The organism is Rothia sp. P5766, assembly GCF_048513555.1.
Classification (GTDB): domain Bacteria; phylum Actinomycetota; class Actinomycetes; order Actinomycetales; family Micrococcaceae; genus Rothia.
The window spans coordinates 43749-56262 of the sequence record NZ_JBLXXS010000001.1; the positions used below are offsets into that span (position 1 = coordinate 43749).

The 12514-nt window shown below is 55.4% G+C and carries 12 protein-coding genes; 10 read left to right on the forward strand and 2 right to left on the reverse strand.

Annotated features, from left to right (window positions below; genetic code table 11):
• Nucleotides 1-47 precede the first annotated feature (47 nt).
• The 3 genes from ACN08V_RS00225 to ACN08V_RS00235 all read left to right on the forward strand — a co-directional run bounded on the left by ACN08V_RS00225 (nt 48) and on the right by ACN08V_RS00235 (nt 1679).
• On the forward strand, nt 48-959 hold the full coding sequence (locus ACN08V_RS00225) for a spermidine synthase (protein ID WP_419104100.1): 912 nt from the start codon (nt 48-50) through the stop codon (nt 957-959).
• A gap of 189 nt (nt 960-1148) precedes the next feature.
• Nucleotides 1149-1346, forward strand: coding sequence for a hypothetical protein (locus ACN08V_RS00230; protein ID WP_419104215.1), 198 nt, complete (start codon nt 1149-1151; stop codon nt 1344-1346).
• A gap of 27 nt (nt 1347-1373) precedes the next feature.
• Nucleotides 1374-1679 (forward strand): winged helix-turn-helix domain-containing protein, encoded by a 306-nt coding sequence (locus tag ACN08V_RS00235; RefSeq protein ID WP_419104101.1) that lies wholly within the window; start codon nt 1374-1376, stop codon nt 1677-1679.
• Nucleotides 1680-1731: 52 nt separating this feature from the next.
• Here the strand turns inward: ACN08V_RS00235 and ACN08V_RS00240 are convergent, their stop codons facing one another.
• Both ACN08V_RS00240 and ACN08V_RS00245 read right to left on the reverse strand, forming a co-directional pair.
• The gene (locus tag ACN08V_RS00240; RefSeq protein ID WP_419104102.1) at nt 1732-2154 is read right to left on the reverse strand and encodes a YchJ family protein; all 423 of its coding nucleotides are present in this window, start codon (nt 2152-2154) and stop codon (nt 1732-1734) included.
• A gap of 100 nt (nt 2155-2254) precedes the next feature.
• On the reverse strand, nt 2255-3724 hold the full coding sequence (locus ACN08V_RS00245) for an NCS2 family permease (protein ID WP_419104103.1): 1470 nt from the start codon (nt 3722-3724) through the stop codon (nt 2255-2257).
• Nucleotides 3725-3961: 237 nt separating this feature from the next.
• On the opposite strand from ACN08V_RS00245, the gene ACN08V_RS00250 reads away from it, so the two are divergent.
• From ACN08V_RS00250 to ACN08V_RS00280, 7 genes are all read left to right on the forward strand, one after another.
• A complete protein-coding gene (locus tag ACN08V_RS00250) occupies nt 3962-4318 on the forward strand; it encodes a DUF2218 domain-containing protein (RefSeq protein ID WP_419104104.1) in 357 nt (118 codons plus the stop codon).
• A gap of 134 nt (nt 4319-4452) precedes the next feature.
• Complete coding sequence (locus tag ACN08V_RS00255; protein ID WP_419104105.1) at nt 4453-4761, forward strand: DUF6457 domain-containing protein; 309 nt, start codon at nt 4453-4455, stop codon at nt 4759-4761.
• Nucleotides 4748-5614 carry a formate dehydrogenase accessory sulfurtransferase FdhD gene (fdhD, locus tag ACN08V_RS00260; RefSeq protein ID WP_419104106.1) on the forward strand — a complete coding sequence of 289 codons (867 nt, stop codon included), beginning with the start codon at nt 4748-4750 and terminating at the stop codon, nt 5612-5614. The genes ACN08V_RS00255 and fdhD overlap by 14 nt, the downstream gene beginning before the upstream one ends.
• 41 nt (nt 5615-5655) lie before the next feature.
• On the forward strand, nt 5656-7959 hold the full coding sequence (locus ACN08V_RS00265; RefSeq protein WP_419104107.1) for an FdhF/YdeP family oxidoreductase: 2304 nt from the start codon (nt 5656-5658) through the stop codon (nt 7957-7959).
• Between the two features lie 354 nt (nt 7960-8313).
• Nucleotides 8314-9582 (forward strand): hypothetical protein, encoded by a 1269-nt coding sequence (locus ACN08V_RS00270; protein ID WP_419104108.1) that lies wholly within the window; start codon nt 8314-8316, stop codon nt 9580-9582.
• A 64-nt stretch (nt 9583-9646) separates the two neighbouring features.
• Nucleotides 9647-11353 (forward strand): GT4 family glycosyltransferase PelF, encoded by a 1707-nt coding sequence (pelF, locus tag ACN08V_RS00275; protein ID WP_419104109.1) that lies wholly within the window; start codon nt 9647-9649, stop codon nt 11351-11353.
• Between the two features lie 8 nt (nt 11354-11361).
• Nucleotides 11362-12513, forward strand: coding sequence for a putative glycoside hydrolase (locus ACN08V_RS00280; RefSeq protein WP_419104110.1), 1152 nt, complete (start codon nt 11362-11364; stop codon nt 12511-12513).
• Nucleotide 12514 lies beyond the last annotated feature (1 nt).

The following is a 12514-nucleotide window of genomic DNA, read 5'->3' on the forward strand; positions in this document are numbered from 1 at the left end:
ACCCTACCCAGTCTACTGCCCGGCCCAAGAAGCACTAGGCTAGAGGGGTGGCTAAACGAAGAAGAAAACCTAAGGCGACGGTAGAGGCCCCTGAGGCCCTAGTTGAGGGTAAATACCCTATTGATACCGGTATCGCTGAACTCATTGAGGATGACTACACCCCCGGTGGCTGGGTGCTAGAAATCAATGGCATGGAGTCCTCCCACATTGTGCTGGGTAAACCCCGCGAGCTAGATTTTGAGTATATGCGCTGGCTAGCGGCTGTCATTGAGCCTTTCGTGGATGCCCACTGCGATCCCGCCAAGCTCCGAATTACCCACCTGGGCGGCGGCGCCTGCTCAATGGCCCGCTACCTGGCCGATATCTACCCGCAGTCGCGTAACACCGTGGTGGAACTTGACGGCAAGTTAGCCGAGTACGTGCGTGAGTGGTTTGAACTGCCCAAGGCACCCCTGGTTAAGATTCGCGTGGGTGAAGCCCGTCAGGTCACCGAGGGGTTCGCTCCCCAGTCGCGGGACATCATCATCCGTGACGTTTTTTCGGGCTATATCACTCCTGAGCCGCTAACCACCCTTGAATTCACCCAGCTAGGCGCTCGCTCTCTAGCGCCCGGTGGGCTGTACATCATCAACTGCGGCGATGACCGTAACCTCAACGGTGCACGGGCCGAGGCTGCTGCTATCGCCCGGGTATTTGAGCACACCTGTATTGTGGCTGACCCGGCCATGCTTAAGGGCCGTCGCCGCGGCAACGTGATTATCGCCGGTTCTAATTCGCCCCTCCCCGTGGAGGGGGACCTGGTAACGGCCGCTATTAGCAAACGCCTGCTGGGTGGCGGTGTCCCCGCCCAGTACAAGGACGATGCTTGGGTCCGAGACTTTGCTCGCTCTGCCCAGCCTCGGCGGGATGGCGCCCCGAACCTGGATACGGTCCAACTAGATCGAGAGCTACGCGGGTAACGTCAAATTCTTCCCCTGGAGCAATAGTCTTGTGCTAGTGGCTCTTGGGGCAAGTCCTCACTCTTAACACTGAGGGTATCACTGATAAAAATCTACCTCACTGAGAATCATTGACTTATGGAATAGAACGCCCAGAGACTTGAAGAAACCCTTGCCCTACTTCGGGAACGAGGCTTTGATAGCACTGAGATTGAGGTCAAGGCCGCCCGGGAGGGTTTACCGCAGAATCTAGGGCAAACACTCCCCGCTTTTGCTAATATGCCCGATGGCGGGACCCTGATCCTGGGTGTCGATGAGAAGAGCGGGTTTACCGCGGTTGGAGCGGATGCCACGGTAGAGGCGGGCATTGCCTCCCTCGCTCGGAATGAGGCTACCCCCACTCCTTAGCTTATTAACAGCGGGGTTAAGTTTAAGGTGATTCTTTGGTTTGACCGGGCTGAGCCGCTAGCCCAGGTTGCTCCTGAATCTGCGAAGCTTGCTCCTGTAGTGTCTGCGGTAGCTGAATCGCCGGTAAGGCTGAGCAAGAATTCCCCATATATTGTTGATGCCCTAGGCCGGGGCGGTGAGCTTTCAGCACCAGAATTGGCAGAGCGCCTGGGCTTAAGCCTTGCTCAGGTGCGCTATGCTTTACGTCCCCTGTTGAAGCGCGGGGACGTGGTGATGGTGGGTAGTCAGGGTAGCCATTCCACTGTGTATGCCTTAAAGAGCATGATTGGTTAGTTCTTGCAGAAATCCTGCTTGTTGAGCCCCTGATAGGTGCTTTTTTCGTGGGCTACTCGACAGCGCCGTCAAGGTAGTACCAGACCCCCTTTTCTCTGGTGAATTGGGAAACTTCGGTCTGTAGCCCGCCCACCTTCTGACTTTTGGGTGTACCCGGTGCTGACCGGTAGTAGGCGGCAAAGTGTACGGTTCCCTGGGGGTCGAAGGGCCCGCCGGTGGCTTTCAGGATATCGAGCCTGTACCACCGTAGGCTCTCATCAAGTTCTAGAGAGTGTGGCCTGGTTGTGGGGTGCCAGGTTGCCAGTAGATAGTCAGGCAGGTTGAGGGCAAAAGCAGTGAAGCGGGAGCGCATGAGAGCCTCAGGGGTGGGGGCGGTGAGGGCACCGGTCTGAGCGAATTGCCGGTGGTAGCGCTGGCAGCAGGAGCCATAGGTTTCGCCGGTCCCGCAGGGGCAACGTGTTGTGGAATCAATCATGCCCTCAATTAAAACAGGGAATAAGAAACCCCGCCCGCTCTGTATTGGGGGTGACGCAAAGAGGGGGGCGGGGCTTAGAACTATAGGGGTTCTTGCGGGCTTAGCTGTGCATCCAACCTTCAATGATGCCCATACCGAAAAAGACCAGGAAGGCTGCCGAGACGATGTACATAATGGGGTGTACATCTTTACCGCAGCCCTGGACCAGGCGGATGAAGGTGAAGGCGACGAAGCCTGCACCGATACCGTCGGCAATGGAGTAGGTGAAAGGCATCATGATGATGGTCAGGAAGGCTGGGATACCCAGGCCCCAGTCGGTCCAATCAATGTGGATGGCCTGGCGGACCATGAGGAAGCCGACGACAACCAGCGCGGGTGCTACTGCTTCGAAAGGAACAATAGATACCAGCGGTGAGATGAAGACAGCCAGCAGGAAGAGCGCGCCGGTGACCATGTTGGCAAAGCCTGTACGGGCGCCTTCGCCGATGCCGGTTGCGGACTCCACAAAGATTTGGTGTGCGGAGCTCGATGAGCCACCACCGAGTACGGAGCCTGCCGCGTCTATGAGGAGCACCCGGTCGATGTTCTCAATCTTGCCGTCTTTATCTATGGTGCCGGCTTCAGTAGCCAGGCCTACCGAGGTTCCCATGACATCGAAGAAAACGGCGAGCAGGATGGCGAACATGAGCATGGTGGCGCCCAGGGTTCCTAGGGAGCTTGCGGAGAAAGCTCCGACCATGTCCACTGAGCCAATGAGGGAGAGGTCGGGGTGGCCTACCCACTGGGTAGGAATGCCAGGGATCATGAGTGACCAGCCGGTTGCTGAGTCAAGGGATGAGCCAGAGGGCGCTACTTTTTCTAGGATGATGGCCAGGATGGTTGAGGCAACTACACCGATGAGAATTGCGCCGCGCACGTTGCGGATGAAGAGGGCAATAGTTAGGAAGAGCCCAAAGAGGAAGACCAGGGTAGGCCAGCCGTTGAGGTGGCCGTCAGCACCGAAGGAGACGGGGACGGTGGTACCTGCGGCGTCGGGCATGCGGCGTACAATGCCGGCGTTGACCAGGCCAATGAGGGAGATGAAGAGGCCGATACCTACAACGATTGCGGTTTTAAGAGATTCGGGTACGGCGTCAAAGACTGCGCGGCGGAAGCCGGTAAGAACTAGGATTGCCATGACGATACCTGCCCAGACGACCAGGCCCATGATTTGGGGCCAGGTGAGGTTGGGGGTGGTGGCAATGGTTGATGCGAGTAGGGCGTTGACGCCCAGGCCGGCTGCCATGGCGAAGGGCTGTTTGGCCCACAGACCCATGACGATGGTGAGGATACCCGCGATAAGCGCGGTTGCGGCGGCAACTCGTTCAACGCCGAGGGTGTTGCCTGCGCCGTCCGGGGCTAGCCCCAGGATGAGAGGGTTGAGGACTACGATGTAGGCCATGGCAAAGAAGGTGGCCAGGCCGCCTCGGAGTTCGGTGGCTAGGGTTGAGCCACGTTCGGTGATTTTGAAGAAGCTGTCGATAGCGCTGGTGGTTGCGGGTTTTTGAGCCGCGGTGTTCTCAGAAGACATTCGTGAAAATCCGTAGATACTCGTGTGGGTGTGTGCCCAGAAATGAGAGAGCGCCACCGTATCGGAGTCTGTGGTAGCGCTCTAATGTACCTGTCTAGTCTACGCCTTTTACACTTTCTGAGGTATCCGGGGCTGGTTTTAATCTTGCGCAGGGGGGAGGGAGATGCCTGTGCCATAGTGCTTTTTACGGATGCCCTATAAGATAAGGTGTGCCTAACTACCATGAAAGGTTTACCCATGACTGATTCCGCTTACCCAGCTCTTGAGAGTTTATCTGTTCGTTCGCGCGCAGTTGTGACTACGGAGCGCCCGGCTCGGTATGCCAAGCAACTCGCTTCGCACATGGGGCATAAAATTCCGGTAGAGCAGATTGAGGGGGGCTACCGCCTAACTTTTAATCGTGACGGGAACTTCAGGGGGTATGGGGATCTTCTCGTGGGATCGGGGCAGGAGCAGGGTTGCCTGGTTCTTAAGGTGTACGCTGGGACTCCCGAGAAGCGCGAAGGTCTTGAAGGCGTTTTAGGTCGCCACCTGGAGCGGTTCGGTGAGCGTGAGGGGCTGGCGGTCAGTTTTACCCCTGAGAGCCTCAGCTGACAGATAGGTTCAGGGGTTTCACTGTGGGGCTTTGCCCGCTATCGCCTTTGGGATGTGTTGAGAGGCTGTCCCAGGGGGGCTTGCGGGGGAGTGTATCTTGGAAGGGAACCTTTTTGATCCTGACCTGGAGGGCTATGGCTGAGAAAAATCCTGGTGACTTAGAGATGGCTCGTGACTTCCTGCGCCGGGCATCTGCTCAACTAGACCTTGATCCAGCGCTTATCAGCGAGCTAACCCCCCACTTACTTGGCTTGACCAAGAGGGTAGCGCACGGTGTGGTTCGTCCCGCTGCACCCCTGGCGGCTTTTTTGGTGGGCTATGCTGCAGCTCAAGCCGGTTCTGGTCAGGCTGGCGCTCTATCAACACCCGATGCGATAGCCCAAGCGCTTGTGGCTATCGCCGGTATCGACGATGTGGTGGAGGAAGCTGATGGGCAGGCTTAACCGTAGCCTTGCGGCAACCCGCTATGTCTTGGGTGAAGATGGTAGCTTCACATCTAGTCGTCGAACTGAGTCGCTGACCCCCGAGGAGCCCCTAGAAATCCGTCTGGATGGGCGTGTTATCACCACCACCATGCGCACGCCGGGGCATGACCTTGAGCTGGCACATGGGTTTTTACATTCTGAGGGCATTATTCGCGGTGCAGAGGACATCAGGGCTGCCCGGTACTGTGCCGGGGCTACCGGTCCAGATGGCGCTAATACCTATAACGTGCTGGATCTGACCAGTGCAGGCGCAGTCCTCGCTCCGGGCTTGGAACAGGCGCGGCTGACCGTGACGAACTCAGCCTGCGGGGTGTGTGGTTCTACTTCTATTGAGTCGATTATGGGTAAGGCCAACAGGCCGATTGCGCCTGCGGCTTTGACTCCACAGCAGATACTGGATTTTCCCCAGCAGCTCCGGGGGCGGCAGGTGCTTTTTGGTAAAACCGGGGGAATTCATGGGGCGGCTGTTTTTGATTCACAGGGCAGTATGCTCGTTGCGCGCGAAGATATTGGCCGCCATAACGCTGTGGATAAGGTTATTGGCTATCTGCTTTTAAAGGGGGGGTTGGGGGAGCCAGAATCTGGGCAGAATATGAATGTGCCCGGCAAGACCCTTGTGGTTAGTTCCCGGGCTTCTTTTGAGCTGGTGCAGAAGGCTGTTTTAGCTGGTTTTTCTGCCTTAGTGGCGGTCTCTGCGCCGTCTTCATTAGCTGTTGATCTTGCCCGCCAAGCGGGCTTGACCCTCATTGCTTTCACTCGGGATAATCGCTTTACTCTCTATGCGGGGCATATAGCAGAACATAGCAGGTGAGATTCTCTGATCCCGTGTGCTCAGGGGGCTAGAATGATGCTATGGCTAAAGTGTTGAGGCAAAAGAGTAGTTCCTTGTCGGGGGCCGAGGGCGCTAACCCCACGGCCTTTGATAACCCTAAGGTAGGTCATCGGGTAAAGGTGGCGGCAGGTCCTGGGGGAGTTATCCACGCAATGCAGCATGCCATTCCTGCGCGGGGTCTCTTGCCTTTGCTGACCATGAATAAGCCCGGGGGCGTAGATTGCCCAGGCTGTGCTTGGCCTGAGCCCTATCAGAATGACATGAATCTTGTGGAGTTCTGCGAAAACGGTGCTAAGGCTATTGCGGAGGAGACCACTGCTGATCGGGCGGGGGCTGATTTTTGGGCACGTTACTCAGTGACAGAGCTACGAACTAAGACGGATTTCTGGTTGGGTAAGCAGGGGCGTATCACCGAACCTCTTCTCTATGACCGTTCCAGCGGTGATGACCACTACCGCCCCGTCTCCTGGGAGAAAGCCTTTGCCCTGATCGCTGAGCAACTCCAGCGCACTGACCCTCAAAAAGCGGTTTTTTATACCTCCGGTCGGGCCTCCAACGAGGCCGCCTATGCTTTCCAACTATTGGCCCGACGCTTGGGATCAAATAATCTCCCAGACTGCGGTAATCTCTGCCACGAATCAACGGGGGTAGCCCTTAAAGAGGTAGCGGGTCTGGGCAAGGGGTCCATCACCATGAGCGACCTTGAAACCACCGACCTGCTGATTTCTGTGGGGCAGAACCCCGGCACCAACCACCCGCGTTCGCTCACTAGCTTTAAGAAAATGAAGGAAAACGGCGGCAAGATGGTGGTGCTCAACCCCATGCCTGAAACCGGGTTGATGGCCTTTCGGGAGCCTCAGTCACCTATGGGTATGGTGGTTCCAGAGAAACTAGCCGATGAGTACCTGCAGGTACGTCTTGATGGTGACCGCGCCTTCTTCCAACAGCTCAATAAGGAGCTGATTCTGCGTGATGCCCTGGACCATGTTTTTATCGACAAGTTCACCAGCGGCTTTGAGCAGCTCAAGGAGCATCTGCTGAGCCTTGATGATGCCGAGCTTGAAGTTGGCTCAGGCATTTCTGCCGCTCAGGTGGCTCGGGTTGCTGACTTGGTGGAGCGGGCCGAGAGCGCTATTGTTTCATGGACGCTCGGCGTTACTCAGCACCGCGAGTCGGTAGGCACCCTGCGTGAGATCATGAACTTCCTCTTCCTGACCGGTAATATCGGTAAGCCGGGCGCCGGTAGCGCACCATTTAGGGGCCATTCCAATGTCCAGGGCAACCGGACGGTAGGTATCTGGGAGAAGATGCCTGAGCCCTTCTTGGCAGCAGTTGAAGAGCACTTCGGTTTTCCCGTTCCCCGTGAGCATGGTTTAGATACCGTTAAGGCGCTACGCCAGATGCGTGATGGTAGTAACCGGTTCTTTATGTCTCTGGGTGGAAACCTGGTGCGTGTTGCCTCCGATACCGCTGCCTGTGAGAAGGCCATGAGCAGCCAGGAGATGACGGTCCACCTCTCCACCAAGCCCAACGGGTCACATGCTTGGCCCGGGGAAAAAGCCCTGATTCTGCCGGTCCGTGCTCGAACCGATGAGGATATCCAGGCCAGTGGCCCTCAGAAAGTTACCGTGGAGAATTCCTTTGGTGTTGTTTCAGCCTCCGTCGGTAAGCGTAAGGCCAACAATGACCTGAACCTGAAATCTGAGGTAGATATTATCTGCTCGGTGGGGCGCGAAACTTTTGGGGATGACTTCTGGCAGCCCATGATTGATAACTACGCTCTGATCCGTGATGCGATTGAGGCCACTGTGCCTGGTTTTGAGAACTACAATGAGCGCATAGAGAAGCCCGGGGGCTTCTACCTGCCTAATGGCCCGCGTGAGCGTGTTTTCAATACTGAGAACGGTAAGGCTTTGTTAACGGTGAACGAGACAAACGTGCTGGATCTTCCTGCCGGTCACCTTTTGCTATCAACAGTGCGCTCTCACGACCAGTTCAATTCCACCATTTACGGGCTTGACGATCGTTATCGGGGTGTTCGTCAGGGCCGCCGAGTTGTCTTTATGCACAGGGATGATATTGCTCAGCTGGGCCTGCAGGATGGCAGCCTGGTCGATATTGTTTCTGTCTGGGAGGACGGGGAGCGCCGCGCCCCTAACTTCCGCGTCATTGAGTATGATCACGCGCGCGGTTGTTGCTCTGTTTATCTTCCTGAGGGGAATGTTTTGGTCCCGCTGGATTCAGCAGCTAAAGGTTCCAATACGCCGGTTTATAAGTCTGTGCTAGTGCGCCTTGAGTCTTTAGGGCGGCAAGCAGAGGTATAGCGAGTTGGGGAGGGGGCAGACCGCTAGGTCTGCCCCTTTTCCTTTTAAAGTTCTGCTGACCGGGGTCTAGAAAATATGCGCCCCGGAATGTGATGCCCCGACTTTACTGGTATTCTTTATGCCATTTTTATGACCCTGACTAGCGCTTATGTTTCTTTTACCCCTTTTGGGGGACGGGTGCTGGGTCCTCACCCTGAGCTCCTGGCTCACTTGTCAGTTTTCGCCCTGGATTTCTGTCCCACATTATGGTGACAAAGCCTGAATGGGGGCAAAACCCTGCTTTTGACAAGCACCGATACTGGGATAATGGTTCTAAATAAAGAAGAGGGAATCGCACCTAAGAAAGATCTACCTATGTCAACCGCACTTATGACATCTACTCGTCGGGGCAAGATAATAAATCCACGAAAGCGTAAATTTCTGATTCAATTTCTGCTTTATCTATCCCCCGTCATCCTCCTAACCACTATTTTTCCGCTAGTCACCCCGCAAATTTCTGAGGTGACCCTGGGCGGTGTAGCCCTCACACAGGTGATTCTGGCAGTCTCCATTACTGTGCCCTGGATGTCCCAGAGCATCTGCCTGCCCGTCTATAAAGCTATGGACGACCTGCTGGGGGAGCGTGATCTGGAGGCTTGCACCAAAAGGTTCGCCGAATATTGGGTCTCAACCTGCCTGGCAGTAGTGCCCGCGCTCATCCTTTTCGCTCTTCCCTTTTACTTTGCTCTGCACTGGAACCTGACCGTTCTGATGGCTTTCCTGCTCCTGGGTTTCTTAAACGTCATGTTTGGGCAGCTTCTGGTTGTGGCTAATCTGCCCACCGATAGCCGTAAGGCCTGGGGCTTCTCCTGGCTGGCCTACGCCCTTGCCCTGCTGATCGCCCCCAAGATCTGGTTCCTCCCCCCTCTCATGGGTATTTTGGTCATGCTCTTTGTAATTCGCGATTACATTGGCTACCTGAGCCTCTTCAAACGGCTTTACTACCCTGTTGTTGCACGCGAGATGCTCCGTGGCTTCCTCATTGGTACCGTCCTTTGGGCAGATAAGTACATCTTCTTTATCTCCCAGGGTGGCGAACTGCAGGTTGTCACCATCTACATGGGTCTTATCCCTGCTGTTGTTGCCTATAACTATTTCTTCGCTGCTGAGGCAAAACAGGTTGACCGTGCTGTGGCAAAGCTGCGTGAGGCTATCCAGACCAGAGGTTATAGCCAGGTTCAGAGCTACTCGAAGAAGGTGGAACGCCGAGTTCTGCAGGCTACACAGCGCACCCTGCTGATGGCTGGTATCTGCTCTGTCTTCGTTGCAGTCTTCATGTTCTTCTACCTGCCAGACTCGGTTATCTTGGCTTTTAGCATCATCATGTCTTCATGGATGTTCCTGGCTGTTGCTATCTACAGCTACCAGGTTGATTACTTGGGGTCCCATCTGATTCCTCAGGTCTTAGGCCTGGCACATTTGATTTTGTGCATGCTTGCTTTCGCCCTTATCCCGAATACCAATGGCTACTTCATCATCATGGCTGGTGAGGTCGTGCTTGTCACGATTGCCTACATAGCCTTCCGCAAGACCTGGAAACTTCCTGCCTACGACCTTTTCTGGCGGCACGCTATCACCTGGTAGTTCTCTCCCCCTATTGATCGCTCTTCCCCAAATTGCACCTTTTAGACATTTGAAGATAGGCACCATGACTGTAGAAAACACCTACAAAGAACTTCTTAAGCCTGATTCCGGCGCGCATTACACTGACCCGAACTACCCTGATGTTGATGTGGCTATTACGATGGAGTCCACCTACCCCTATCTCAAGGGTGGGGTTTCGGCGGTTGTCCACGACATTATTACCAGTAACCCAGATCTGACGTTCGGCATCATTCACATTGCCTGGGACAGAGATTCCCCCATGAAGGACCTCTACGGGGTCCCAGAGAACGTACTCTGGGTTAAGACCATTTTCTTGAGCTTCGACGAGCACCGGGAGTCCTATTCTGATTCCGCCAAGAAGCTACACCTGAATGCCCAGGAGCGGATTGCGGCTTCGCACGAACTCTTCGATGCCCTGTATGCGCTCACAGAAGAAGCCGATGTTAATCCTCTGTGGCGGGTCTATGACCGCATGTTCTCAGAGAAAACCCGGGAGTTTCCCGGGTGGGGGCTTCTTGGTAGCAAGGAATTTATGGAGGTGCTCTTTGAACGCCTCCCGCTCGATAACATGAGCTTTTCTGATGCTTTCTGGCTAATCCGTACCTTCTTTTCTCTTGCTTATGCGCTCCTGCATGAGCGTCTTCCCTACGCTAGGGTTTACCACGCACACACCACAGGGTACGCATCTCTCATCGGTGCTGCCGGGGCACGAGATAATGGGAGCAGCTTCCTGCTAACGGAACATAACCTCTACGTCCGTGACACCGTGAACACTCTCTTGGACCGGAATATGTCCCTCCCCGTGACTGTCCAGGATCCCGACGTTTTTGATGTTACCCCCGAAGAGCGCGCCTGGATGCTGTGGTGGATTCAGATGGGTCGTTTCTGCTACCCCAGCGCGGATCTGATTACCTACCTTTACCCCAAGGCCATTGACGAGGCTCAGGGGCTTCATGGCATCCGTGAACGCTCCATTATCTTGCCCAACGGCATGCTGATTTCTGATGTCAATGAGGCTTACGCACTCCGTCGCCATGCCCGTGAAACGATTATTCAAGAGGGCACAAACCACCTTTGGAAGTTCGTCTTTATTGCCCGTGTGGTTCCTATTAAGGGCCTGATCGACCTGATTGAGACGGTGGCGATTCTCCGTGATGAAGGCTTCAAGCTTCACATTGACTGCCTGGGCCCCACCGAACATCTTCCGTCCTATTATGAGAAGTGCCGTGAGGCTATCGCGGAGCGCGGCCTTGAAGACTACTTCACCTTCCACGGAACCGTTAATGTCCGTGAAAAGCTGGGTCTCTTTGATGCGCTGGTCATGCCCAGCTACAACGAGGGCCAGCCTATCGTTGCTTTGGAAGCGATGAGTGCTTCAATCCCCGTGATTGGTTCGGATGTGGGTGGTATGTCCCAGCTGATTGATGATGTTCTTGTCTCTGAGGATGGCTCACACGTTGAGCGTTGCGGAATTCTTACCCAGGCCGGTGACCCGCAAGGTTTCGCAGATGCACTCAAGCGGATTATGAATAGCCCGGACTTCTACGAGCAGCTATGTCTCAACGCTCGTGAACGCGTACTGCAGTTCTTCCAGCTTCACGATGTGATGGACCGTTATAACTACATCTATCGCAAGCTGGGCAAGTTGGATTATAAGCCTGGCCAAGAACACACTTCGCTGGCGGGTGTCCCCAGCGCGGTTGTTGCCGAAGGTGACCAGAACATAGATTACATTGAGGCTAATAGCTAGGAGGTGGCATGACTACGGTCAGTCGAGGATTATGGGTACGCTACGGAGGCGACCCAATTACCCGCGAACAGGTTGAATTTGCAGCTCAACATTACGCGGTGGCCTTGGTCCAACCGGGGGAGAGGGAGGCTGCACGGCAGCTCAAAGAGCTCAACCCTAATATCATCGTACTGGCCTATAAGTGCCTATCTTCAGCTCGTAGGTATGAGGAGAGCGCACCTTACACCTCCGGTGTTTCGTATTCTGAAGCTGAGGCTCAGGGGTGGTTTGCTCGTCGCCTCAACGGTGACAAGATCGAGTGGAACGGTTACTGGGGGCACTACCAGATGCGAGTTTGGGATGCCTCCTACCGGAGCCGTTGGACTCAGAACGTGGTGGAGGAGATTGCGGATTCCCCCTTTGATGGTGTTCTTGCAGATAACGATATCTACGGGGATTACTACGGTTTGAACTTCCCCCTTGAGGGCGCAGAAAGCATCGAGGTAGTCCACCGTGGCCTTGACGCGCTGATCTCAGAGGCCGGTCAGGCCCTGAACGCGCGCGGCAAAATCCTGGTTCCGAACATTGCTGAGTCCCGCAGGGATGAGGGTAAGTGGGAGCGCCATAGCGCCTACGGCGGCGGTTTTGAAGAGGTCTTCTTGGGCTGGGGGCCGAACGAGTTTTTGGATGCCAATAGCTCGGTGGCTCAGATTAAGCAGATGATGCCTAGCCCCCAGGCCAACCTTCGGAACTTCATGCAGGGGGAGCAGGCGCAGGGTGAGGGAAGGTTAACCCTGTTGCGGGCTTCCACTGATGGAGACCTGCAGCACCCCAACTTTCTGATGGCTCTTGCGGCTTTCTGGATTTTTGGTGGTGGTCAGTGGTCGGCGGTGACTGCCGGTGCCCATGATGCCCACAATGACACCCCCTGGGTTGAAGAGCTAGCCTGGGATCTTGGCCAACCGACCGGCCCCATTGAGGGTGCACTGGGTATTTATGGGCGTAGCTTTGAGAAGGGCTGGGCGGCGGTTAACCTTACTGATCAGGTGAGCCCTGCGCTGAACTTTCCCGGTAGTGGACATGCGAACGGTACGATTTCTATCCCGCCGCACCAGGGTATGTTGGTTCAGGCCCAAGACGATGGTGGCCTGATTATTGCCCGGCGTTTTGATCTGCAGTAGG

Coding starts and splice junctions, on each gene's coding strand:
- ACN08V_RS00250 (WP_419104104.1), top strand. CDS start 3,962: ATGACTGATTCCGCTTACCCAGCTCTTGAGAGTTTATCTGTTCGTTCG.
- pelF (WP_419104109.1), top strand. CDS start 9,647: ATGACTGTAGAAAACACCTACAAAGAACTTCTTAAGCCTGATTCCGGC.
- ACN08V_RS00245 (WP_419104103.1), bottom strand. CDS start 3,724: ATGTCTTCTGAGAACACCGCGGCTCAAAAACCCGCAACCACCAGCGCT.
- fdhD (WP_419104106.1), top strand. CDS start 4,748: ATGGGCAGGCTTAACCGTAGCCTTGCGGCAACCCGCTATGTCTTGGGT.
- ACN08V_RS00265 (WP_419104107.1), top strand. CDS start 5,656: ATGGCTAAAGTGTTGAGGCAAAAGAGTAGTTCCTTGTCGGGGGCCGAG.
- ACN08V_RS00240 (WP_419104102.1), bottom strand. CDS start 2,154: ATGATTGATTCCACAACACGTTGCCCCTGCGGGACCGGCGAAACCTAT.
- ACN08V_RS00255 (WP_419104105.1), top strand. CDS start 4,453: ATGGCTGAGAAAAATCCTGGTGACTTAGAGATGGCTCGTGACTTCCTG.
- ACN08V_RS00280 (WP_419104110.1), top strand. CDS start 11,362: ATGACTACGGTCAGTCGAGGATTATGGGTACGCTACGGAGGCGACCCA.
- ACN08V_RS00270 (WP_419104108.1), top strand. CDS start 8,314: ATGTCAACCGCACTTATGACATCTACTCGTCGGGGCAAGATAATAAAT.